The sequence below is a fragment of the Kordia sp. genome (assembly GCF_965283645.1).
GTDB lineage: Bacteria > Bacteroidota > Bacteroidia > Flavobacteriales > Flavobacteriaceae > Kordia.
Window position 1 is genome coordinate 4,248,640 of the sequence record NZ_CBDIPG010000001.1, and the last position, 25,419, is coordinate 4,274,058.

A 25,419-nucleotide genomic window follows, 5' to 3' on the forward strand; every position below is an offset into this window, starting at 1 on the left:
ATAAATACATGAATCCAGTAACACAACATCGATTAATTCAAGACATTTTCTTTTCACTACAAACGAGTCACAGCATGAAAGAAATGGTCAGTATCTTAAGTGGATACGGAATTACAAACGAGTCAGTTAATGACTATACACAAACTGAAATTAAAAAATTGTTAGCAACAGCTTCCGATAAAGTATTATTACTAATTGCGGATGACTTGAAAATTGATACCTCAAATTATGTCATTCAAGAAAAGGGAAAAGGGAGAACAACTACAAAACCCAAGGAGAAGTTCTTGAAGAAAGTATTTGTAAGTCATTCAAGCAAAGATAAAGACGTCGTGACAAGTTTTGTACAGATTTTAGAAGTCATCGGAATTCCTCCAGAAAATATTTTTTGTACATCTTTAGAAGGCTACGGGACGGGTTTAGGAAACAACTTTATTGAAGAAATAGAAGCACGTTTGGATGAAGATGTGTTAGTGTTTTTTATGTTATCTGAAAACTTTTATCAATCGCCCATGTGTTTGATAGAAATGGGCGCTGCTTGGGCAAAAACGAAAAGTCAAATCTCTGTAGCCATCACACCTTTTCAATTAGGAAAAATAGAAGGTGTTTTCAAACATTTTCAAGGAATCCAAATTGACAATGAATTTCATTACGACATACTTAAAGAAACACTTGAAGCAAAATTTGGTTTAGAACCGAAGCGCCCACTTGTTTGGAGTCCTAAGCGTAATATATTTTTGAATATGATAAAGCAGCAGTTGAGGAGTCAGTAAAATAAAAATATCAAGTGAAGCTTAAAAGGTATGAGTTCAAATGAAAAAACTGATGATGAATCTAAATTTCTAAATGTAATAATTGCGGTATTTACAATGTTTTTAGTAGTACGAAAAAATTACTTTAATTACTATAACACAAAAGCTGTAATTGGACTCATTGGAGGAACTTCATTTTTTATCTTCTTTATTGAAAACAGTGGTATTGTCTTGATCATAACAGCGCTTAGTTTAGTGAGTTTTTTGGAAATAACAGATCATCATCTATGGAAATATCCGCCTTTTTCTTGGATGTATGTTATCAAAAACTTTTCAGGAACTTATAAAGGCAGACAAATAAACTTATACTTTTCAGAAGATAGAAAAGATATCTTTAAAGAATACAAAGAAAATCTAGAATTAACTCTAGTAATTCATCAAACAGGAAGTAAAATAAATGTCAATTTTTTCTATTACAATACAAGTAGTAAGAAATCTTCCAAGCACAAATGTGATCAAGTTATCATATCAAAAACTGATGACGAGCAACACTATGTATTAACTTGTTATCATGGAGATATTGGCGAATTGGAAAATGGAGGTCATCACGAAACAATAATTTTAAAATTCATAAAAAGAAATAGAAAATATCATATAGAAGGTGGCTGTTATGATAATAGAAAATTACAAGCGCGCGGAAAATTCGTGGAATTAAAAAAAGTTAGTTCTGCTATGGATCATCCTTTTTAGAATTAAGTAATAAGTAGGAAACGAAATCACAATCACCCTAAAATATTTAAATATGAAACATTTTTACATATGCTTCTTAGTCCTTATTTTAAGTTGTACTACCAAAGAAGAATATTTGACAGATTATCAAAAATTTATAAATGAAATAAAGGTTAATTGGAAATCATATTCAGATAACGATTGGGAAGCAAAAGAAAAAGAATATCATTATTATAACGTTAAACATTACGAAAAATTCAAACGTGACTTATCACCTTCTGAAAAAACTAAAATCCATTGTTTTAGCTTTGCTTTCAATTTTTACAAAGGAAATATTTCTGCTAAAAAACTTTTTGCAGGTGAATACAATAGTATCATAAAAAAAAAATTGAAAGCCATTTGGGATGAAATTTATAGAATTGGTGTAACAATATTTAATACACTAAATGATATAAGAACAGAAGGCTTTGTGAATATTGTAAATCAATTGATTCAATAGAATAACACTCTTTGGCACTTTTCTTGATACACTTTGGCAACATTAAAACCATTTTATGAAGCCAAAAATTACACTATTTCTTTTGTTGTGTTGTTTTGCCTGTGCACTTACCAATGCGCAAGGAAAACTCAATAGAGCCAAAAATGATCTGTCTAACAGTAATTCTAATAGCTCGTCAAGTTCTATTAGGAGTTCTGATAACGATTATGACGACAACGCAAGTTACTTCGATGGCGTATTCATTGAACTAGCGTATTACATTAGTTATGGTGTATTGTTTGGCGACATGGAATCACGGTATTTTTACACACATCCTTATTCCGATGGTTCGCACGGAGAATATGCGTTTCCTGATGAAAATGTCCCGCTAAAAAGAAGTCAGTTCATAATTTCTAACACATTCTTTGCAAGTGGAAAACAATTCTATGGAAATGATTTCGAACTAAACTATCGTTTCATGCCATTACTTGGCGTTGAAGCCAATCATTTATACTTTTTTGAAAAAGACCCAAAAGTAGAATTAGGCGTCACTTCTTTTATGATAAACTATTATCGCGTTCGCGAAAAACATGTTACAGGTTATTGGGGAATTGGAGTTTCACATGTCGGAAATGGTGTTGATGAAACAGGTTTTGCCTATCAAGTAGGTGTTGATGTATATCTAAACAAGCCATACAGTTTTGGAATTTCTTGGAAACAAAGTCTAATCAATGCTTCTTCCGTAGACGAATTCAAAGTGCTTGTACACCGTCATCTAAAACGGTTTTCCATTCATGGAGGTTTCAATCATTACAAATTGGGAAGCGTCACTATCAACGCTGTAGCATTTGGGTTAAACTATCGTATATAAGAAAAAAATTTTATTTCTTTCCGCCCAAAAAACTAACAATCAAGGCAACTAATCCAAGTCCAACAGTAATAAAAGCATTCGTATTATCTTGACTTTCTATTTCAACAATAGCTAAGTCAACAGAAGATTCAGGTGCTATAATCATATATATACCGTAGCCTACCAAGACAACTCCAACAATTAGCAATACCAATTTTATAGTCTTATTCATAAGTTTGTTTGTTATTAATTAGTCTTAATGTACCGAAAATAGTTGACAATTAGCAATAAAAAAAGCGCATTAAATCATTCAATGCGCTTTTCATAAAGTATATATTTTAAAGCTTATCCTTTGATAACACCTCTTGAAATTACAATTTTCTGAATCTCAGAAGTTCCTTCATAAATCTGTGTAATTTTTGCATCACGCATCAAACGCTCTACATGATATTCTTTTACGAAACCATTTCCACCGTGAATCTGAACAGCTTCAACTGTATGTTCCATCGCTACTTTAGAAGCAAATAATTTTGCCATAGCGCTTTCCATATCATAATTCTCTTTTGCATCTTTTTTGCAAGCGGCTTGCATTACTAAATGACGAGCCGCAGTAATATCGGTATACATATCGGCTAATTTGAAAGCAATTGCTTGGTGATTGCAAATTTCTGTTCCAAACGCTTTGCGCTCTTTTGAATATTTCAATGCCAATTCATACGCTCCAGAAGCAATTCCTAACGCTTGTGCGGCAATTCCAATTCGTCCACCAGATAACGTTTTCATTGCAAACTTAAATCCAAATCCATCTTCTCCAATACGATTCTCTTTCGGAACCTTTACATCATTAAACTGTAACGTATGTGTGTCGCTTCCGCGAATTCCTAACTTATCTTCTTTTGGTCCAATATCAAAACCTGGCATTCCTTTTTCAACAATAAAAGCGTTGATTCCTCTATGTCCTTTTTCTCTATCTGTTTGTGCAATCACTAAATACGTGTCTGCGCGTCCACCACTTGTAATCCAGTTTTTAGTACCATTAATTACATAGTGATCACCTTTGTCAATTGCTGTAGTAGTTTGTGAAGTTGCGTCACTTCCAGCTTCTGGTTCACTCAAACAAAACGCACCAACATGTTCTCCTGTTGCTAACTTTGTTAAATATTTTTGTTTTTGTTCTTCATTTCCGTACGCTTCTAATCCGTAGCATACCAACGAATTGTTTACTGATACAATAACAGAAGCTGAAGCATCAATCTTAGACAATTCTTCCATAATCAATACATAAGAAATAGTATCCATTCCACTTCCTCCGTATTTTGGATCAACCATAATACCCATAAAGCCAAGTTCTCCCATTTTGTGAACCAACTCTTGTGGAAATTCTTGTTTATTGTCACGTTCTATAACACCAGGAAGCAACTCTGTTCTTGCGAAATCGCGAGCCGCATCTCTTATCATGATGTGTTCCTCTGTAAGATTAAAATCCATAACTATATATTGTATTAATAAATTTTTAAAAAAGTCGCACAAAGATAATTCTAAAATAGCAGATTTTCAATAATAAGCGCGTTTTTCTGAGAATTCTTAATTTTGCTTGGGTGAAACTCTAAATGTTATCTTAAAAATGAAATCAAAATGACAAAATTTGAATAATTTTGTAAAATGATTTCATACAACGTGATTGGTGTAATGTCAGGAACTTCGCTTGACGGAATTGACTTAGCCTACATACATTTCGAAAAAAATGAAAGTTGGACATTTTCCATTCTAAATGCAACTACGGTTTCATATACCAAAGAAATGGAAAATGAACTTCGAGAAGCCATTCTGTACGAAAAAGAAAAACTAGCCGAATTTGATACAATCTATACAAAACATTTGGCTTCAGTAATTAAATCCTTCATAAAAAAACACCAAATTACAGCAATTGATGCAGTTTGTTCACACGGACACACCATATTACATCAACCAGAAAATGGAATTACCTATCAAATTGGAAATCAAGAAAAACTAGCCGAAATAATGCAGCAAAAAGTAGTCTGTGACTTTAGAGTACAAGATGTTGAGCTTGGCGGACAAGGCGCGCCATTAGTGCCAATTGGCGACGAATTGTTGTTTTCTGAATATGATTACTGTTTAAATTTGGGCGGATTCGCTAACGTATCATTTCATAAAGAAGGAAAACGAGTTGCATACGATATTTGTCCTGTAAATATTGTATTAAATACATATGCAAAGCAATTAGGATTTGAGTATGACGATAAAGGAAAACTTGCAAAATCAGGCGAATATTTGATGAGTTTGGGTGCTGAATTAAACAATTTACCTTTTTACAAACAACAACCGCCAAAATCGTTAGGACTCGAATGGGTTCAAGAAGAAATATTTCCAAAATTAGAAGCTTTCAAACGAAAAGAGAGCGACATTTTGCGTACATTCACAGAGCACATTGCACAACAAATTGCTAAAAGTTTTCAAATAAGATCCAAAATCTTAGTTACTGGCGGCGGCGCGTACAATGATTATTTGTTAGCACGAATTAAATTCTACAAAGAAGTACATCTTGTAAAACCAAATGCTGAACTCATTGAATATAAGGAAGCTATTATTTTTGGATTTTTAGGAATATTACGCTTGCGCGATGAGGTAAATTGTCTAAAAAGTGTCACTGGCGCTACTAAAAACCATAGTTCAGGAAAAGTCTATGATTTTAAAGTAAATTAACCTAAAAGATGTTAACAATTTTTATATTTGTCTGAATAGAAACAACATGCCAATAAAACCCAATATTTAATTGAAAGAACTACTCAAAATATACGAAAATAAAGCACCTGAAATAGTATTTAACTGGAAAGATGCTGAAACTGATGCAGAAGGATGGACAGTAATTAATTCACTTCGTGGTGGAGCCGCTGGTGGCGGAACAAGAATGCGAAAAGGTCTTGATATGAATGAAGTACTTTCGTTAGCAAAAACGATGGAAGTAAAATTTACAGTCTCAGGTCCAGCAATTGGAGGGGCAAAATCTGGAATCAACTTCGATCCGAGAGATCCAAGAAAAAACGGCGTTTTAAAACGTTGGTACAAAGCAGTTGCGCCATTATTGAAAAGTTACTACGGAACTGGTGGCGATTTAAATGTAGATGAAATTCATGAAGTAATTCCAATTACGGAAGATAGCGGCGTTTGGCATCCGCAAGAAGGTGTATTTAATGGACACTTTAAGCCAACGGAAGCTGATAAAATCAACAGAATTGGACAATTGCGTTTGGGCGTTATCAAAGTAATAGAAAGTTCTGAATACTCACCAGATGTGTCTCGAAAATATACAGTTGCAGACATGATAACAGGATTTGGAGTTGCTGAAGCCGCACGCCATTTCTATGATATTTACGGAGGTTCTATTGAAGGAAAACGTGCCATTGTGCAAGGTTTTGGAAATGTTGGAGCCGCTGCTGCATATTACTTAGCGCAAATGGGCGCAAAAGTAGTAGGAATCATTGATAGAGTTGGTGGAGTCATCAAAGAAGAAGGATTTTCATACGAAGAAATAAAAGAATACTTTTTGCAAAAAGATGGAAACACATTGGTGGCAGACAATATGATTTCATTTGAAGAAATGAATGAACGTATTTGGGAATTGCCAACGGAAATATTTGCGCCATGTGCTGCGTCACGCTTGATTACAAAAGATCAAATAGACAAAATGATTGATACAGGTTTGGAAGTCATTACCTGTGGAGCTAACGTACCATTTGCCGACAAAGAAATCTTTTTTGGACCAATTATGGAACATACAGATCAAAAAGTAAGCTTGATTCCTGATTTTATCTCAAACTGTGGAATGGCACGCGTATTTGCATATTTCATGGAAAGAAGAGTGCAAATGACGGATGAAGCTATCTTTGAAGATACATCTAAAATTATCAAAAAAGCATTACAAAATACATTCAAACGAAACGCTTCAAAAGTAGATGTTAGTAAAACCGCTTTTGAAATCGCATTAAAAGAATTAGTATAATTACAACTTATAAAAACTACAAATGGAATCAGCAATCATAGCCATATTCGTCATAGGATATTTAGCCATAACCTTAGAACACAACTTAAAAATTGATAAGCTTATTCCAGCATTAGCCATGATGGCCATATGTTGGGCACTTGTCGCTTTCGGAATTGAAGACTTTCAAAACTGGTTCGATTCAGGCGCACATTCACTAGTCGAAAACTTTGGGAGCATGCCAAGCGAAGAAAAGATGCACATTATGGAAGAATCCCTACTGCATCATCTTGGTAAAACCGCTGAAATACTCGTATTCTTACTTGGGGCAATGACCATTGTGGAAATAATTGACTATTTCGACGGATTTGCAACAATTAAAGACTTTATCAAAACACGAAGTAAAGTACGTGTACTTTGGATTTTTTCTTTTTTGGCATTCGTTTTATCCGCTATTATTGATAACCTAACAGCTACCATTGTATTAATTTCTATTCTTCAAAAAATTATTAGTGATAGAAATACTCGAATTTGGTATGTAGGTTTAATCATTATCGCAGCAAATGCAGGTGGAGCTTGGTCGCCAATTGGAGATGTTACAACTACGATGTTATGGATTGGAAACAAAGTATCTACAGGTAAACTTATTGGTTACTTGTTTATTCCATCATTGTTATGTATGATAGTTCCAACACTTATTGCCTCTTTCTTAGAGCCATTTAAAGGAAATCTGCCAGATGAAGACGCTAAAAGTGATAAAAAATCACATCGTTTTGGACCAACAATGTTATACTTAGGGTTGTCTGCTATTATTTTTGTACCAATATTTAAAGTAGTAACACATTTACCACCATATGTAGGAATGATGTTGTCATTAGCAGTTGTAGCCATCTTTGCAGAATTATACAGTAACACAAAATTCAGCATGTCGTCAGTAGCGGCAAATGAAGGATATGATCATGAAGGTGCTCAAGCAGATGCAGCATTATCAGCACATCACAGTCCAGTGCATCATTCATTATCAAAAATTGAATTGCCAAGTATATTATTCTTTTTAGGAATATTAATGGCTGTTGCGGCGTTAGAATCATTAGGATTACTTTTCGGATTTGCTGATTGGCTAAAAATGGCAACACCACAAATGGGAACTGAAATGACAGCAGATGGTGTTTCTGACTTGGTGGTTATGTTGCTCGGCGTTGGATCGGCAGTAATTGACAACGTACCTTTAGTAGCGGCGAGTTTAGGAATGTTTACAGAACCTTTAGATCATGAATTATGGCACTTTATTGCTTTTGCAGCAGGAACAGGAGGAAGTATGTTAATCATTGGTTCAGCGGCAGGAGTTGTAGCTATGGGAATGGAGAAAATTGATTTCTTTTGGTATCTCAAAAAAATATCTTGGTTAGCTTTAGCAGGGTTCTTAGTAGGTTCAATATCATTTATGATTATGCGAACCTTATTTTAAAGTATACTTAATTAAAAAAAACAACGTTATCATAGTTTAAATCAAGAATATATATGTTCCTATTACAAACAACCAAAAAAGCAAAACAAGCTGCCGATGCAGTAGAAAATCTATTAGAAGATCAAGAACAAACACTTTCTATTTATGAAATGGTCGTCGATGGAGGAATTGGAAGTATTATCATAATAAGTGTCCTTTTCGTTTTATTAGCTGTTGCTTTATATATTTATTTCGAACGTTTATTCGCTATAAAATCAGCTTCTAAGATTGATAAAAACTTCATGAATCAAATTAGAGATAATGTGTCTAGTGGAAAATTAGATGCCGCAAAAATGTTATGTACACAAACAGATTCTCCCGTAGCGCGTTTAACGGAAAAAGGAATTTCACGTATAGGGAAACCTTTGGAAGACATTAACAAAGCAATTGAAAATGCAGGTACGTTAGAAGTGTACAAGCTAGAGAAAAACGTAAGCATTTTAGCAACAGTTGCTGGAGCTGCACCAATGATCGGTTTCTTAGGAACCGTAATTGGTATGATTTTGGCATTCCATGAAATGGCAACAAGTGGCGGTCAAGCCGAAATGGGCTCGCTAGCAGGCGGTATTTATACTGCCATGACAACAACAGTTGCTGGTTTAATTGTGGGAATTATTGCGTATATTGGATACAATCACTTAGTTGTAAAAACGGATAAAGTGGTGCATCAAATGGAAGCAAATGCAGTTGATTTCTTAGATTTATTAAACGAACCTGTATAATTCATATCATATGAGATTAAAAGGTAGAAATAAAGTAAGTCCAGAATTCAGTATGTCGTCCATGACGGATATTGTATTCTTACTATTGGTATTTTTCATGTTAACAGCAAATTCGCCAAACGCATTAGATTTACTCTTGCCAAAAGCAAAAGGAAAATCAACGAATACGCAAAATGTAGCGGTTAGTATCAAGAAAAACCTTGAAGTATATATAGATTCTGATAGAGTAAGAGCAGGAGAAATAGAAGCAAAGCTAAAAGTAAAATTAAGAGGACAAGAGGAGCCTACTGTTATTTTACGTGTAGAAGAAGGTGTTCCTATTGAAAATGCTGTCAATGTAATGGATATTGCAAATAGAAATAAATATAAAATCATTCTAGCGGTTCGCCCTAAATAATGGGGTTGCTTGAAACGAAGAATAAAAAATTTAACATGCCATTCGTTTTTATTGCGGGTGTATTATTTCTAATAGCATTAACATACTTTGCGAAGTATATAGAAGATTTGTCAGCAGAAACGAACGATTCAGAAACGGTAAAAAGTGAAAAAACAGTTTCAATTCGATTTACAAAAAATAAAAATATATATCTTGATTCGTTACAAATAGAAGTAACAGCGTTAGAAGAAAAATTAAAAATACAATTCGACGGATATGCAAATCCAACAATTCTACTTCAAGTAGAAAAAGGAGTTCCTGTAAGTGAAACAGTGACTATTATGGAGATTGCAAGCAAAAATGAATACAAAGTTATTTTAGGAGTACGACCAAAATAAAAAGATTATGTCAATACTAAATACAGAACACAAACGAAAATCAGCTACAATTACGACAGTATTAATGATTTTGTTGTTAATACTCATGTTCCTTTTTGGGATGCGCTATTTAGATCCACCTGAAGAAAGTGGTATTGCCGTAAATTTTGGTACAACAGAAACTGGAAGCGGTAATGTGCAACCTACAGAAGCTTTAAAACCAGATGCAGCTCCAACACAGCCAGAAGAAGAAGTTGAAGAGCCACAAGAAACGGAAGCTGTTACAGAAGAGCAACCAGAAACAACTACCGAAGCTGCAACGGAAGAAGTAGTAACGCAAGATTCCGAAGAATCAATCGCGATAAAAAAAGCAGAAGAAGCAAAACGTAAAGCAGATGAAGCTGAAAAAGCGGCAAAAGCAAAAGCAGACCGAGTTGCAAAAGAAAAACGTGAAGCAGAAGAAAAACTGCAAAAAGAACGTGATGCCAAAAAAGCGGCGTTAGATGCAATGATGGATGGCGTAAAAAATTCTGATGGAAAAGCGGATGGCGGAGAAGGTGATGATAATGAAAAAGGCGACAAAGGAAATCCTGATGGCGATCCATATGCAACAAGTTACTACGGACAACCAGGTTCTGGAAATGGTGGAACAGGTGGTTTTGGATTGAACGGAAGAAGCAAAGTAAGTGGTGGAAATGTAGATGAGCAAGACTGTAATGAAGCAGGAAGAGTTGTTGTGAAAATAACAGTTGATCGTAATGGAAAAGTAATTGATGCGGTTGCGGGAGCCAAAGGAACTACAAATAACGCAGCATGCTTGCTAAAACCTGCTGAAAAAGCTGCTTATGAATATCGTTGGAATAAAGATGCGAAAGCACCAGCAACTCAAGTCGGTTTCATCGTTGTAAACTTCAAGTTGGGGCAATAATTTCTTGAAAAATAGCATGAATTACGAAGAAACCTTGGATTGGTTATTTCATCAATTGCCGTTCTTTCAACGTCAAGGTGCGAAAGCATTTAAAAAAGATTTAGGAAATAGTATAAAACTTTCCAACCATTTAAACTCGCCTGAAAACAAATTCAAAAGTATTCATGTTGCAGGAACCAATGGAAAAGGTTCTACAAGTCATATGATTGCTTCCATCTTGCAAGAAGCAGGATATAAAGTTGGCTTGTATACATCACCACATTTAAAAGATTTCAGAGAGCGAATTCGTGTCAACGGAAAAATGACAAGCAAGCAATTTGTCATTCAATTCGTAAAACAAAACAAAGCGTTTTTAGAAACAGAAAGACTTTCGTTTTTTGAAATGACAGTTGGGATGGCATTTGATTATTTCGCAAAGAAAAAAGTAGATATTGCTGTTATTGAAGTTGGTTTAGGCGGACGATTAGATTCTACAAATATTATTACTCCAGAAGTAAGCGTGATTACAAACATAGGTTTTGATCATGTTGGTTTTTTGGGTGATACATTGCCAAAAATTGCTTTTGAAAAAGCTGGAATCATCAAAAAAAATATTCCTGTAGTTGTTGGCGAATATCACAAAGAAACCTTTCCTGTATTTGCAGAACGTGCACAAGAAGAACATTCCGAATTATATCTTGCAGAAAAAACAATTACAAAACAATATCAAACGGATTTATTAGGCGATTACCAGCAAAAAAACTACAAATCGGCAGTACAAGCTGTACAATTGCTAAAAGGCTTTAAAATTCAAGATACACACATCAAAAACGGATTGCTGCATGTGGCTAAAAACACAAAGTTACAGGGTAGATGGCAAATTTTAAACCAATCACCAAAAACGATTTGTGATACGGCGCATAATAAAGAAGGTTTGGAAGTTACAATGCGTCAATTGCAACGAGAAGAGCATGAATCATTACACATTGTGTTAGGTGTTGTAAAAGATAAGGAATTAGATGAGGTATTTCCAGTATTGCCAAAACAAGCAACATATTATTTCTGTTCTCCAAAAATAATTAGAGGTTTAGACGCAGCTATTTTACAAGAAAATGCCAAGCAATATAACTTGTTTGGAAATGTATATAATTCTGTTTCAGAAGCCTATGAAGTTGCTACTGCAAACGCTTCTTCTAATGACGTCATTTATATTGGTGGAAGTACATTTGTTGTAGCTGAAATAGTTTAAATTTTTTAAGCTTAAATTTTGTCAGATATAAAATCTATTCTATATTTGCATCCGCAATAAGGGCGATTAGCTCAGTTGGTTCAGAGCATCTGCCTTACAAGCAGAGGGTCACTGGTTCGAATCCAGTATCGCCCACTATCTTATTGAAAACAAATTTCGGGTGATTAGCTCAGTTGGTTCAGAGCATCTGCCTTACAAGCAGAGGGTCACTGGTTCGAATCCAGTATTACCCACAAAAAAAGCTTCTCTTAATGAGAAGCTTTTTTTAGTTTATAACAATTCTAGTATTCTTTCCAAAGCCATACCACGTGAGCCTTTTATGAGTAAAGTGCTATTTTTAACATCGGGAAAGTTATTTTTTAAATCTTCAAAATTTTTGTAAATAATAACATTGCTATTATGATTTTGTGTCTTGTTAAAATTTTCGCCTACTAAATAAATTGTATCAATTTGCAAAGAAGTGGCATATTCGTTTATATATTGATGTTCCTTATTTGCGGTTGGACCTAATTCGAACATATCGCCTAAAAAAGCAATCTTAGAGGTGTCTGTTAAGCTTGAAAAGTTGTCCAAAGCGGCTTTCATGCTTGTTGGGTTTGCATTATAAGCGTCTAAAATTATTTTGTTAGATTCTTTATGAATAATCTGCGATCGGTTGTTAGAAGGTATGTATGATTCTATAGCTTCTTTTATTTCACTTAGTTGGACTTTGAAATATGTTCCTATAGCAATTGCCGCGGCAATATTTGAAAAATTGTAAGCTCCGATCAACTGACTTTGTATTTTTGTGTCACCAACTTGTAAACGAACCATGGGATTGGCGTTAATAAATTGAATTGTTAAATCTGATGAATCTGTATTTCCAAATGTATAATGATTTGAATTTTGAGTGCGTTCAACTTGTTTTGAATCGTTTCCATTGACAAAAATAAATTTTCCGCTAGCTTTTAAGTAATCATATAGTTCGCTCTTGCCTATAATCACGCCTTCTATTCCTCCAAAACCTTCTAAATGTGCTTTTCCAAAGTTTGTAATGTAGCCGTAATCTGGTTCGGCAATACTGCTTAGGAAAGCAATTTCTTTTTTGTGATTTGCGCCCATTTCTACAATTCCAATCTCAGTAGTTGTTGTCATAGAAAGAAGTGTAAGTGGAACACCAATATGATTGTTTAGATTTCCTTTGGTAGCTGTTGTTTTGAATTTTTTGGCAAGTACCGTATTGATTAATTCTTTAGTTGTTGTTTTTCCGTTACTTCCGGTTAGTGAAATGATAGGAATGTTTAATTGATGTCTATGATAATTTGCGAGTTCTTGAAGTGTTTCTAATACATTTTTAACGAGTATCGTTTTTTCTGAACTTACATATGCTTTTTCGTCAATAATGGCATAAGAAGCTCCTTTTTGAAGCGCTTCAGTTGCGTATGTATTTCCATTGAAGTTTTCACCTTTTAAAGCAAAGAAAATACAATTTGGAGTAATGTTTCTTGAATCTGTACAAACGACAGGATATTTTTTAAAAATGGTATATAATGCTGTAATCATGTGTGAATACATTTAAATAAGGTTGAAACCAAAAAAAGCCCTGATATATCAGGGCTTTTTTCAATTACTATTCATTAAGTAATATTATTTTCTAGGTCTTTTTTTTCCTTGTGATTTTGAACCAACTCTAGACATTGCACATCTAAATCCAATGTATGAAGTTGCCATATATTCTGGGAAAGCTCTTCTTTGTGCTGGATCAATCCAGTAAGCTCTATCTTTCCAAGATCCACCTTTGTATACACGAACGTTGTCGTCAATTAAAGTAGTTCTTTCTTCAGATTTGTCATATTGTCTAAGCATTCCAGTAGAATCAGATCCAACGGAATGTTTTGGAGCATTGTACATTCTCTTTTTGCTGTCTTCTCCATCTTCATCTTCGTTGTATAAATCGTAAAATCTTGAAGAAGCAACATCACCATCTCTGTAGTTTCTGTTGTCCGACTTGTCAAAGTTTACTCTTAAGTACGTTTCATTTTCGTCAACTGGAACTTGCGCTAACTGACCTGGAAGATTTCTTGCCATAATTCTACCATTTGCAATTGTATCGTATGTGATACTATCTGCGGTAACAATTTGAGCTTCTCCGTTTTGGTTAATTTTATTTTTCATGTAAACATTACCACGGTAGTAGTTAAAGTCACTTGCTTCATCATCTACAATAGGGCGATATACATCAGCAACCCATTCTGCAACATTTCCAGCCATGTCATATAATCCAAAGTCATTTGGAGGATATGATTTTACTTGAGCAGTAATATCAGCACCATCGTCAGACCAACCTGCGATTCCACCGTAATCTCCTTTACCTTGCTTAAAGTTTGCTAACTGATCTCCACGTCTTTTTCTGTTTCCACTTCTAGTAAACTCACCTTTCCATGGATATTTTTTTCTACCACGTACATTGTTGTACTCTCTTAATCCATCTAAACCTTTAGCAGCATATTCCCACTCAGCTTCCGTAGGTAAACGATATTCTGGTAAAATAACTCCAGATGTACGTTTGGCATATACATTTGTATCTTCTTCTGAAGAATCTTGTTTCTTACTTGCTTTTTGAGCAATTCTTCCTTTGTACTCATCAATCTTACCTCCGTAAGTTTGGCTAGGATTTGTTAAGTATGCTTCTGTACTAAATGTGCTTCCTGAATCAATACTATCCGTTTTTACACCTTTAGCAATATATCCTTCACGCTCTAAAACTGCTTCGTTTACACGGTCAGTTCTCCATTGGCAAAACTGCACTGCTTGAATCCAGTTAACACCAACTACAGGATATTCTGCATATCCAGGATGTCTTAAATAGTTTGTAGTCATCGTTTCGTTAAACCCTAAACGATCTCTCCAAACGAGTGTGTCAGGTAAAACACCTGTATAAATGTTTCTGTAATTTTCTTCTTCTGGAGGGAAAACAGTTTTTGTCCAATATAGGTACTCTGTGTACATTAAGTTGGTAACTTCTGTTTCATCCATATAAAAAGATTGCACGTGTTGTTGGTTAGGAGTATTATTCCAATCGTGCATTGGGTCATCTTGTGTTTTTCCCATAGTGAAGGTTCCACCTTCAACAAATACTAATCCTGGAGCAGTTTCTTGATCTTTGTATTTAGTATTGGCCGCAAATCCACCGTCTTTACCATCAATTCGCCAACCTGTGGCTCTAGATGTGTTATTAGATGATGATCTTTTACAGCTAAAAAATCCAAAAGAAACTACTGCGACTAGTAGCATAATTTTTATTGTTCGCTTTTTCATAGTCAAGACTTGAGTATTGAAAGAAATTTTGGTTTGCAATATAGCAATTAAAGGTAAAATATCAAGGTTTATTTTAAAAATTAATATGATACTTACCCTCATCACAAATATCAATAGTTTTCATATAACGACTACAGTTGTGATTTATTATTCTTAATTTTGTTTTTTTAGAAGAAATACACAAATCATTTAATAATATTTGATTTGTTTTACCGTTAAATATGCAATGAAAAAAAAACTTACTTTCCTCTTAGGTATCCTTTTTATAAGTATGCATGCTCAAAATAAACATTTTGATTTGGCATGGAGTGATACTACAACTGAGTTTTCTACAGAAAATATTAGTTTACAACTGCCCACGTTTAACAAAGAGCATTTTGTATACAATGGCGACGCTACCATTAGTTTTGTAGCACAATGGGATGATGATCGAATTGCAAATCAGAACTCGATTCGGTTTGATAATATTACCTACGGAACACTTACAAGTTCGCAATTGGGCAATATTGACAAGCGAAAGTTACCTGCTGCGGCAACTATAAAGCTATACAACTCAAAAGCAAGAGGGAAAAATAATCACATTGTAGTGGTTTCACCTTTAATCAATGAGAATGGTATTGTGAAAAAAGTAACAAGTTTTGACGTTAGCTATAATTTTAATGCGAGTCGAACTTTTTCTTCAATAACAACTGAAGACATTACAAATTCAGTATTGGCTTCAGGTAATTTCTATAGATTTTCTGTGCAAGAATCTGGAATTCATAGAATAGATGCGAACTTCTTAAATCAAATTGGATTCAATACAGGAAATTTAAACCCTAGAAAATTAAAAATATATGGTAATGGAGGAAGAATGCTTCCTTTGTTAAATTCATTAAATGAATATTATGATGTTGCCGAAAATGCTATTACTGTAGTTGGAGAGGAAGATGGAGAGTTTAATGCCAATGATTATATTTTATTTTATGCGGAAGGACCAAAAGAATGGAACAATGACAGTCAAACACATATAAATGCATACACTGATAAAACCTATTATTACATAACAACAGAAGGTGTAGAAGACGGAAAAAGAATTCCAGAAGCTGCACAACCATCTGGAACGCCAGATGTTATCATTACACAATACGACGATTATCAGTATCACGAACTTGATAATGTGAATATTGCAAAACTTGGAAGAAGATGGTTTGGAGACGTTTTTAACATAGAAACAGAGAAAACATTCGATTTTAATTTGGTAAATCTTGTTACTTCTGAGCCCATAACTATAGGAATTAAACCAGCGGCTATTTCTAACAGTGCCACATCTATGTCCACACTTATAAATGGGCAACCTGCAGAAAATGTAAATGGACAACCTACGTTTAATTTTAATTTTGCACCTATAAATGGTTCTTCATTAGCAACACAACACATTGTGCCTGGTGAGACGCAATTACGTCAAGGACTTATAGAAGATCAAGTAAATCTTAATTCTGAAGATTTAAGTATAACGCTTAACTATTCAAACAATGGAGTTGCAGGATCTATAGCATATTTAGATTACATTTCAGTAGCTTCTACGCGTATGTTAATGGGAGTTGGATCACAATTCAAATTTCAATTTAATGAAGCCAGAAATATTATTGGAACTGGAGAATTTGTAATAGCTAATGCTTCCGACATTCCAGAAGTTTGGGACATTACCGATATATGGGATATTAAAAAAATTACAAATGATGGAGCGGCAACGAACTTCTCGTTCAACGCGTCCATGGGAGAAATTAGAAAATACATTGCATTAGACAATTCGCAAATTCTAATTCCGTCCATTGAGCCAAACAGCTTAGTGGTAAACCAAGATTTAAAAGGAACTATATTTTCTAATGGAGATGTTAATTACATCATTATTTCTCCGCAAGAATTTGTTTCTCAAGCTGAACGCTTAGCTGATTTTCATCGAACAAACTCAGGATTGCAAGTGCAAGTAGTTACGCTACAAAGCATATACAACGAATTTAACACAGGAAATCCAGATATTGGCGCCATTCGTAACTTCATTAAATATGTATATGACAATGCAAGTTCAGATGAAAACAGACTAAAATATGTTTGTTTCTTTGGTGATGCATCCTACGATTACAAAGATAGAATTGAAGAAAATACCAACATCGTCCCCGTATTTCAGGCATACGAAAGTTTTAACCTTACCAGAGGTTTTATGACAGATGATTTCTATGGAATGATGGATGATAACGAAGGAACATTAGCTGTTGCAGATCGTTTAGACATTGCTTTGGGGAGAATGTTAATCATGGAGCAAAATCAAGCGAAAGCAATGGTAGATAAAGTATTAACGTACTACAGCAAAGAAGCTTACGGACGATGGCGAAATACCGTTACTATTGTTTCTGATGATGCGGAAGACAACTCTGACAAAGACTTAGAAGTAGATTTAGATGCGTTAGGAAACACCATAGTTGCCAACAAGCCATTTATAAACATCTCTAAAATTCACTCAGATGCATTTGTACAACAAACATCTTCAGGTGGAGAACGATATCCAGAAGTAAATGAAGCCATAAAAGACAATATAGCACTTGGTTCGTTAGTTGTAAACTACTTTGGACATGGTGGAGAAGATGGTTTGGCAGGAGAACGAATATTTGAAAAAAATGATTCGCAAGAACTACGAAATGATTGTAGACTTCCTTTATTTATCACAATTACTTGTGAATATACTCGTTTTGACAATCCGTTGCGTGAAACTGCCGGAGAATTTATGTTTTGGAATGAAGAAGGTGGCGCAGTATCACTTTTAACAACAACACGACAAATATTTCAAAATGTAGGTGTAAGTATCAACGAATTGCTTGCCAGATACTTATTTTCATATGATTCTAACGAATATCAACCTGTATCAGAAGCATTACGTCAAACAAAAAACTTAGTAACAACAAGTAACAAAAGAACTGTTTTCTACATTGGAGATCCAGCATTAAAACTTGCCATTCCAAAACCACGTGTCAATCTAACAGCAATCAACGATGTACCAATCACACAAGCTACTGATACCTTAAAAGCGTTAAGTAGAATAAAAATGACAGGAAACGTTTCAGACGAATTTGGAAATGTATTAAACACCTATAACGGAACAGTATTCTCTACGATTTATGACAAAAAAATTCAACGCCAAACATTGGCAAATGACTTTCCATTTATACTAGACTTTGAAACTTTAGGAGAAATCATATTCAGAGGAAAAGCAGCAGTAACCGACGGAACATTCGAATTTGAATTCGTAGTGCCAAGAGATATTTCTATTCCTGTCGGAAGTGGTAGAATCAGTTTCTATGCTGAAAAAGGTGACATCTTAGAAGATCATACCGGATTCAATGAAGATTTCCTTGTAGGAGAACTAAATGAAGATGCTCCAGCAGACAATCAGCCGCCAGTTGTAAATCTATTTATGAATGATGAAAGCTTTGTTTCTGGAGGAATAACCAATGAATCTCCATTCTTACTAGCAAAACTATCTGATGAAAACGGAATCAACACTGCCAGCGGAATTGGGCACGATATTGTGGGAATCCTTGATGGAGACGAAGTAAATCCATACATTTTAAATGATTATTACGAAACAGAACTAAACGATTATACCCGTGGAATTGTAAAATTTCCATTCCGAGATTTAGAAGAAGGAATACATACACTAACGCTAAAAGCTTGGGATGTATACAATAACTCTACAACAACTGAAATACAATTCACAGTTTTCAACGAAAACAACTCACTCACTATTACCAATGTGTTAAATTATCCGAATCCTTTTGTTAGCTACACCGAATTTTGGTTCAACCATAATAGTTCAAGCGAACTAGATATAATGGTGCAAGTATTTACCGTTACAGGGAAAGTGGTACGTACAATTGTAGGAAAAGCAAATGCGGGCGCAAGCAGTAAAGACTTTGGGTCATTATCTCGTGATATTGTGTGGGATGGTAAAGACGATTTCGGAGAAAAATTAGCAAAAGGAGTCTATGTATATAAGATTACAGTAAAATCTCCGTTAACTAATCAGAAAGTTGAAAAATTTGAAAAACTTGTAATACTATAAATAAAACCTATATTTGTTAAAATTTAACTTAATGAAGAAGATATTTTTATCCTTATTGTGTCTAATCCCGTTGGGAATGTATGCACAAACGACGGTTATCAATCCAAATGATACAAGAGTAATCACAACAGGAGTTCCTTTCCTACTCATCACTCCAGATGCACGAGCAGCTGGAATGGGAGAACTTGGAGTTGCAACCTCTCCGGATACATATTCACAACAATGGAATCCAGCAAAATACGCTTTTGCTAAGGAACAAATTGGAGTAGGTATCAGTTACACACCTTATTTAAGTGATCTAGTAAATGATATATTTCTTGGTAACTTAACATTTTACAACAGATTAAGCGAAAGAAGTGCGTGGTCTGCAAGTATCAAATATTTCAGTTTAGGAGAAATTGAAATCATTACACAACAACAAGCAGACATCGGAAACTTTACACCGCTAATTGAACGTCCAAACGAATTGGCAATTGATGCATCATACGCTTTACGTTTAAGTGATCAATTCTCAATGTCGGTAACAGGTCGTTTCTTACGTTCAGATTTAAAACTACAATCACAACCAGATACGGAAGCAAACGCTGCAAGTACATTTGCTGTAGATATTGCAGGATACTATCAATCAGAAGAAATTGCATACGACAGTTTCAACGGACGTTGGAGAGGTGGATTCAATATCTCTAACCTAGGGCCAAAATTAAAATATGATGACTTAGGTCAAGAAAACTTCTTACCAACACAATTAAGACTTGGTGGTGGATTTGACTTCATTTTTGATGAATACAACAAATTATCTGTAAGTGCGGAAGTAACGAAACTACTAGTTCCGACACCTCCAAAACTCGGTTACGTTGATTTAGACGACGATGGAAACCAAGATAGTGACGATCCTACAACGCCAAATGTTGATGAAAATGAACCTACAATCATTGTAGAAGGACAAAGTGATGATGTAAGTTTTGTATCAGGAATTTTTCAATCATTTGGAGATGCGCCAGGCGGATTCAGTGAAGAATTAAAAGAATTTACATATGCTTTAGGAGCAGAATACTGGTACCAAGACTCATTTGCATTACGTGTTGGATACTTCAACGAAAGTGAAATCAAAGGAGCTAGAAAGTTCCTAACGCTAGGAGCTGGATTCAAATACAGTGCTGTAAAAATTGATGTATCATACTTATTCTCTGCATCACAAGTAAAAAATCCATTAGAAAATACATTGCGTTTCTCTCTAACATTCAATCTAGGAGAAGAGTACGACGAATTATAAAATTCAATAAATACACATACAAAAACCTTTCGAGTTAGCTTGAAAGGTTTTTTTGGTTTAAAATAGTCTGTACAGAAATAATGCAAATCAAAAAACTAATGACGCGTAAACACCAAACTAACAAATCCAACGCAAGCAAGATCAACCTAATACCTAAGAGCGTAGCTATCCAATCACCAATACGCGACACTCAAATTACGTCATTCCATAAATAATCACTATATTTCTAAGCTATTTTGATTCGAACTAACAATCGGTCAAGAAGAAAATAAAAATTTCAAATGCAGGAAATAAAAATCACAACAACACTTACGTGTTACGACCATATAGAGGAACTTCCTCAAAGTGTCCAAGAATTAATGGAAAGTGCAGTAGAAGCACGAAAAAAGGCATACGCTCCGTATTCTAAATTCAGAGTTGGAGTCGCATTACTTTTAGAAAACGGAAAAGTAATCTTAGGAAACAATCAAGAAAATGCTGCCTATCCATCTGGACTCTGTGCAGAACGTGTAGCCATTTTTCACGCAGGTGCGGAATATCCAGGTATAACCATAAAGCAAATTGCAATTACGGCAACTTCTGACAATCATATCAACAAAACGCCAATTCCACCATGTGGTTCATGCCGACAATCGATTGCAGAATATGAAATGCGTCAAGAATCACCAATAGAAATCTATTTTATGGGAGGTGAAGGAAAAATAATGAAATCAAATTCACTTAAAGATTTATTGCCTTTAGTTTTTGATAAATCATATTTATAAAAAGACTAAAAAAAATAAAAAATAGTCGCAGCGTAAAAAATAATCACGTTCAAAAATCATTTTTGTGTTTTCGATAACGTTTTCGAAATAATAATTCGTGTTAAAAAGGTGATAAATCATCACAACATTTTTTCACTTATTATTAAAATAGTATTTTTGTTATCGTTTCATTAAAAATAAAACAAACAACAAGAAGCTATAAACCTTAAAATGGAATTGTTGCTATTTTTACATAACAACGCCAACCAATTTGAAATAAATGAAAAAGATCACTAAAGAAATATACCGTAAATGGTATGAGGAGATGTTATTCTGGAGAAAATTCGAAGACAAGCTAGCGGCTGTATATATTCAGCAAAAAGTGCGTGGATTTCTTCACTTATACAATGGTCAAGAGGCTGTTTTGGCAGGATCATTACACGCAATGGATTTATCAAAAGATAAAATGATAACAGCGTATAGGAATCATGTGCAACCAATTGGAATGGGCGTTGATCCTAAAAAAGTAATGGCAGAATTATATGGAAAAGCAACGGGAACTTCACAAGGTCTTGGAGGTTCAATGCATATATTTGCTCCAGAACAAGGATTTTATGGCGGACATGGAATTGTTGGTGGACAAATTCCTTTAGGAGCCGGATTAGCATTTGCTGATAAATACTTCAAAAGAAACGCAGTAACACTATGTTACATGGGAGATGGTGCGGTACGTCAAGGATCGTTACACGAAACCTTCAACATGGCAATGAACTGGAAACTTCCTGTAGTATTCATCTGTGAAAACAATGGATATGCCATGGGAACTTCAGTAGAAAGAACGGCAAACCACACAGATATCTGGAAATTAGGTTTAGGATATGAAATGCCTTGTGGACCTGTAGATGGAATGAACCCTGAAAAAGTAGCAGAAGCTGTGCATGAAGCTGTAGAAAGAGCAAGACGTGGTGACGGACCAACATTTTTAGAAATGAAAACATACCGTTACAGAGGGCATTCAATGTCAGATGCACAACACTATAGAACAAAAGACGAAGTAGCGGAATACAAAAAAATAGATCCGATCACACAAGTGAAAGAAACATTGCTTGAGAAAGAATACGCTACAGAAGAAGAAATTGCCGCAATGGACAAGCGTGTAAAAGACTTGGTGAAAGAATGTGAAAAATTTGCAGAAGATTCTCCATATCCAGAAAAAAGCTTAATGTACGACGCAGTATACGAACAAAAAGACTATCCATTTTTACCTCATAAACTATAAAACATGGCAGAAATAATAAACATGCCGAGACTTAGTGATACCATGGAAGAAGGAACAGTAGCTTCTTGGTTGAAAAAAGTTGGTGATAAAATTGAAGAAGGTGACATTCTTGCAGAGATTGAAACTGATAAAGCAACCATGGAATTCGAATCTTTCAATGAAGGAACACTTTTATATATTGGTGTAAAAGAAGGAGATACAGCACCAGTTGATACGTTATTAGCAATCATTGGTGATGAAGGAGAAGATGTTGATGCCTTAATAAAAGGAGCAGGAGAACCTGCAAAAGAAGAAGTTAAAGAAGAAAAATCAACGGAAGCATCAGAAGTTAAAGCATCTGAAGCATCAACTTCTGAAAAAGTAGAAATGCCAGAAGGTGCAATCGTAGTAACAATGCCACGATTGAGTGATACCATGGAAGAAGGAACTGTAGCAACTTGGTTAAAAAAAGTAGGAGACAACGTTGAAGAAGGAGACATCTTAGCTGAGATTGAAACAGACAAAGCTACGATGGAATTTGAATCGTTCAACGAAGGAACATTATTATACATAGGAGTTCAAGAAGGTGAATCTGCGCCAGTAGATAGTATCTTAGCTGTTATTGGTAAAGAAGGAACAGATGTCGATACGGTTTTGAAAGCGAATGCATCGGGAAACGAACCTGTACAAGAAAAAGAAGAAGAGAAGAAAACAGTAGCAACAAAGGAAGAAACATCAAAGTCAACGCCAGCAACTTCTGGAAACGGATCTTCAGGTGGTAGAATTATAGCTTCGCCATTAGCAAAGAAAATTGCAGAAGACAAAGGAATCGATCTATCAAAAGTAGAAGGAACAGGTGATCACGGACGTATTATAAAACGTGATATTGAAAACTTTACGCCAACAATAACTGCAGAAGCACCAAAAGCAACAGCTACAGCGTCAGCAAAAGAAACTACGGTAGTAGCTCCTTTTGTCCCTGCAGGAGAAGAAAGTAGCGAAGAAGTGAAAAACTCGCAAATGCGTAAAACAATTGCACGTCGTTTAGGAGAATCTAAATTCTCGGCACCACACTATTACCTTACGGTAGAATTGGACATGGACAATGCAATTGCTTCACGAAAAACAATCAATGCAATTCCAGATATCAAAGTATCATTCAATGACATGATTGTAAAAGCATGTGCAATGGCATTACGCAAACATCCACAAGTAAACACAACTTGGAATGATGCTACAACAACATACAACAAACACATTCATGTAGGTGTTGCAGTTGCGGTAGACGACGGATTGTTAGTGCCTGTACTAAAATTTGCAGATCAAATGAGTTTAACAACCATTGGAGCAAACGTACGTGACTTAGCAGGAAAAGCGAGAAATAAAAAAATATCTCCAGCAGAAATGGACGGAAGTACATTCACGATTTCGAACTTAGGAATGTTTGGAATTTTAGAATTTACATCCATCATCAATCAGCCAAACTCAGCAATCTTATCAGTAGGAACTATTGTGCAAAAACCAGTAGTGAAAAATGGAGAAATTGTTGTCGGAAATACAATGAAAGTTACACTAGCGTGCGATCACAGAACGGTGGACGGCGCAACAGGAGCACAATTTTTACAAACTGTAAAACAGTACGTGGAAAATCCTGTTACAATGTTAGCTTAATATCATATTACATTAAAAATCCCACGAAAGTGGGATTTTTTGTTTACATACATACATCATCAATCAAAAACTATCAATCAATGAAATATCTAAAAAACATATTCGGAATCTGTCTCACACTACTAATTGTCTCTTGTGGAACCAAAGAAATAGTAATTCAAGCACAAGAAGTAGACGATATAGTAACCTATTTGGCTTCTGACGAATTAGAAGGAAGAGATACTGGAAGTGAAGGAATTGAAAAAGCGGCGGTTTATATTGAAAACTACTTTAAAGATTTAGGCGTACAACCATATTTTGATACGTATCGTGATAGTTTTACGGTGAAAGGCGCAAATGCGTTTAATGTAATTGGATACTTAGAAGGAACCGATCCTGAATTAAAAAATGAATTTGTCATCATTGGTGCACATTACGATCATATTGGTTTTGCACAAGAAGAAAATGGTGATAAAATTGCCAATGGAGCTAATGACAATGCCGCAGGAGTAGGAACAGTATTAGCAATGGCGAAATACTTTGCAAAAACAAAAAGCAATAAAAGAAGTATCTTATTCACGTTATTCTCAGCAGAAGAAAAAGGATTGGTAGGTTCAAAATATCTAGCAAAAACACTAAAAGCTAAAAACATTGACTTATACATCATGTTAAACTTCGAAATGGTTGGTGTTCCGTTAGTAGATAAAGATTACACAGCATATGTAACAGGATTTGACAAAACAAATCTTGCAGAAAAAATGAACGAATACGCAGGGAAAAAAATTGCAGGATTCTTGCCAAAAGCTGGCGAATTTAGATTATTTATGCGATCTGATAACTATCCGTTCTTCAAAGAATTCAATGTGCCTTGCCAGACATTTTCAACGTTCGATTTTACAAACTTTCAACACTATCACAAAGTAGGTGATTCATCTGACAAAATGAATTTCGATCATATGGCGGCATTTGTAAACACGTTTATTCCTGCTGTGAAAAAAGCAGTAAATGCTGAAACGAAAGAAATCAAAATGAATCCTTCAAAGTAAATACATTGTTTGAAGACGTAATAAATAGCTAGTATCATTTTGTAAACGAAAACGTTACTTCGAGTGAAATTCTACAAGAATTTAGTATCGAGAAGTAATCATAAGTTCG

The 25,419-nt window shown here is 34.8% G+C and carries 22 protein-coding genes and 2 tRNA genes; 20 read left to right on the forward strand and 4 right to left on the reverse strand.

The window, feature by feature from the left end:
• The first annotated feature begins 8 nt into the window (after nt 1-8).
• Genes ACQ654_RS18915 through ACQ654_RS18930 form a run of 4 tightly spaced genes read left to right on the forward strand, consistent with a single transcriptional unit; the run spans nt 9 to nt 2,827 of the window.
• Nucleotides 9-770, forward strand: coding sequence for a toll/interleukin-1 receptor domain-containing protein (locus ACQ654_RS18915; protein ID WP_430411907.1), 762 nt, complete (start codon nt 9-11; stop codon nt 768-770).
• Nucleotides 771-800: 30 nt separating this feature from the next.
• A complete protein-coding gene (locus tag ACQ654_RS18920; protein ID WP_430411908.1) occupies nt 801-1,499 on the forward strand; it encodes a hypothetical protein in 699 nt (232 codons plus the stop codon).
• 52 nt (nt 1,500-1,551) lie between these two features.
• Nucleotides 1,552-1,977, forward strand: a complete 426-nt coding sequence (locus tag ACQ654_RS18925) for a DUF6565 domain-containing protein (RefSeq protein ID WP_430411909.1) — start codon at nt 1,552-1,554, stop codon at nt 1,975-1,977.
• A 55-nt stretch (nt 1,978-2,032) separates the two neighbouring features.
• Complete coding sequence (locus ACQ654_RS18930) at nt 2,033-2,827, forward strand: hypothetical protein (RefSeq protein WP_430411910.1); 795 nt, start codon at nt 2,033-2,035, stop codon at nt 2,825-2,827.
• 10 nt (nt 2,828-2,837) lie between these two features.
• Here ACQ654_RS18930 and ACQ654_RS18935 read toward each other — a convergent pair whose 3' ends face one another.
• Nucleotides 2,838-3,038 carry a hypothetical protein gene (locus ACQ654_RS18935; protein ID WP_430411911.1) on the reverse strand — a complete coding sequence of 67 codons (201 nt, stop codon included), beginning with the start codon at nt 3,036-3,038 and terminating at the stop codon, nt 2,838-2,840.
• Between the two features lie 113 nt (nt 3,039-3,151).
• Nucleotides 3,152-4,294, reverse strand: coding sequence for an acyl-CoA dehydrogenase (locus tag ACQ654_RS18940; protein WP_430411912.1), 1,143 nt, complete (start codon nt 4,292-4,294; stop codon nt 3,152-3,154).
• Nucleotides 4,295-4,468: 174 nt separating this feature from the next.
• On the opposite strand from ACQ654_RS18940, the gene ACQ654_RS18945 reads away from it, so the two are divergent.
• From ACQ654_RS18945 to ACQ654_RS18990, 10 genes are all read left to right on the forward strand, one after another.
• A complete protein-coding gene (locus tag ACQ654_RS18945; RefSeq protein ID WP_430411913.1) occupies nt 4,469-5,530 on the forward strand; it encodes an anhydro-N-acetylmuramic acid kinase in 1,062 nt (353 codons plus the stop codon).
• A 70-nt stretch (nt 5,531-5,600) separates the two neighbouring features.
• Nucleotides 5,601-6,827, forward strand: a complete 1,227-nt coding sequence (locus ACQ654_RS18950) for a Glu/Leu/Phe/Val dehydrogenase dimerization domain-containing protein (RefSeq protein ID WP_430411914.1) — start codon at nt 5,601-5,603, stop codon at nt 6,825-6,827.
• 22 nt (nt 6,828-6,849) lie between these two features.
• Nucleotides 6,850-8,274, forward strand: a complete 1,425-nt coding sequence (nhaD, locus tag ACQ654_RS18955; protein ID WP_430411915.1) for a sodium:proton antiporter NhaD — start codon at nt 6,850-6,852, stop codon at nt 8,272-8,274.
• Nucleotides 8,275-8,327: 53 nt separating this feature from the next.
• Nucleotides 8,328-9,035, forward strand: coding sequence for a MotA/TolQ/ExbB proton channel family protein (locus tag ACQ654_RS18960; RefSeq protein ID WP_430411916.1), 708 nt, complete (start codon nt 8,328-8,330; stop codon nt 9,033-9,035).
• A gap of 10 nt (nt 9,036-9,045) precedes the next feature.
• Nucleotides 9,046-9,432 carry an ExbD/TolR family protein gene (locus ACQ654_RS18965; RefSeq protein ID WP_430411917.1) on the forward strand — a complete coding sequence of 129 codons (387 nt, stop codon included), beginning with the start codon at nt 9,046-9,048 and terminating at the stop codon, nt 9,430-9,432.
• A gap of 35 nt (nt 9,433-9,467) precedes the next feature.
• Entirely contained in the window at nt 9,468-9,809 is a 342-nt protein-coding gene (locus ACQ654_RS18970; RefSeq protein ID WP_430411918.1) for a biopolymer transporter ExbD, read from the forward strand.
• A gap of 7 nt (nt 9,810-9,816) precedes the next feature.
• Entirely contained in the window at nt 9,817-10,716 is a 900-nt protein-coding gene (locus ACQ654_RS18975) for an energy transducer TonB family protein (RefSeq protein WP_430411919.1), read from the forward strand.
• 16 nt (nt 10,717-10,732) lie between these two features.
• Nucleotides 10,733-11,944 carry a bifunctional folylpolyglutamate synthase/dihydrofolate synthase gene (locus tag ACQ654_RS18980; protein ID WP_430411920.1) on the forward strand — a complete coding sequence of 404 codons (1,212 nt, stop codon included), beginning with the start codon at nt 10,733-10,735 and terminating at the stop codon, nt 11,942-11,944.
• Nucleotides 11,945-12,004: 60 nt separating this feature from the next.
• Nucleotides 12,005-12,079, forward strand: a tRNA-Val gene (locus ACQ654_RS18985).
• Nucleotides 12,080-12,102: 23 nt separating this feature from the next.
• Nucleotides 12,103-12,177, forward strand: a tRNA-Val gene (locus ACQ654_RS18990).
• A gap of 37 nt (nt 12,178-12,214) precedes the next feature.
• On the opposite strand, the gene ACQ654_RS18995 is transcribed toward ACQ654_RS18990, so the two are convergent.
• Together ACQ654_RS18995 and gldJ are read right to left on the reverse strand one after the other, a co-directional pair.
• Complete coding sequence (locus tag ACQ654_RS18995) at nt 12,215-13,486, reverse strand: UDP-N-acetylmuramoyl-tripeptide--D-alanyl-D-alanine ligase (RefSeq protein ID WP_430411921.1); 1,272 nt, start codon at nt 13,484-13,486, stop codon at nt 12,215-12,217.
• A gap of 84 nt (nt 13,487-13,570) precedes the next feature.
• A complete protein-coding gene (gene gldJ / locus ACQ654_RS19000) occupies nt 13,571-15,241 on the reverse strand; it encodes a gliding motility lipoprotein GldJ (protein WP_430411922.1) in 1,671 nt (556 codons plus the stop codon).
• Nucleotides 15,242-15,467: 226 nt separating this feature from the next.
• Between gldJ and porU the strand changes: the two genes are divergently transcribed.
• From porU to ACQ654_RS19030, 6 genes are all read left to right on the forward strand, one after another.
• Nucleotides 15,468-19,340: a type IX secretion system sortase PorU gene (gene porU, locus ACQ654_RS19005; RefSeq protein WP_430411923.1), complete on the forward strand. Its 3,873-nt coding sequence runs from the start codon at nt 15,468-15,470 to the stop codon at nt 19,338-19,340.
• Nucleotides 19,341-19,371: 31 nt separating this feature from the next.
• Entirely contained in the window at nt 19,372-20,613 is a 1,242-nt protein-coding gene (gene porV / locus ACQ654_RS19010) for a type IX secretion system outer membrane channel protein PorV (RefSeq protein ID WP_430411924.1), read from the forward strand.
• 281 nt (nt 20,614-20,894) lie between these two features.
• Complete coding sequence (gene cdd, locus ACQ654_RS19015; RefSeq protein WP_430411925.1) at nt 20,895-21,377, forward strand: cytidine deaminase; 483 nt, start codon at nt 20,895-20,897, stop codon at nt 21,375-21,377.
• Nucleotides 21,378-21,636: 259 nt separating this feature from the next.
• A complete protein-coding gene (gene pdhA, locus ACQ654_RS19020) occupies nt 21,637-22,635 on the forward strand; it encodes a pyruvate dehydrogenase (acetyl-transferring) E1 component subunit alpha (RefSeq protein ID WP_430411926.1) in 999 nt (332 codons plus the stop codon).
• A 3-nt stretch (nt 22,636-22,638) separates the two neighbouring features.
• Nucleotides 22,639-24,285 carry a pyruvate dehydrogenase complex dihydrolipoamide acetyltransferase gene (locus ACQ654_RS19025; RefSeq protein ID WP_430411927.1) on the forward strand — a complete coding sequence of 549 codons (1,647 nt, stop codon included), beginning with the start codon at nt 22,639-22,641 and terminating at the stop codon, nt 24,283-24,285.
• Nucleotides 24,286-24,365: 80 nt separating this feature from the next.
• Nucleotides 24,366-25,310 (forward strand): M28 family metallopeptidase, encoded by a 945-nt coding sequence (locus ACQ654_RS19030; protein ID WP_430411928.1) that lies wholly within the window; start codon nt 24,366-24,368, stop codon nt 25,308-25,310.
• Nucleotides 25,311-25,419: the final 109 nt, after the last annotated feature.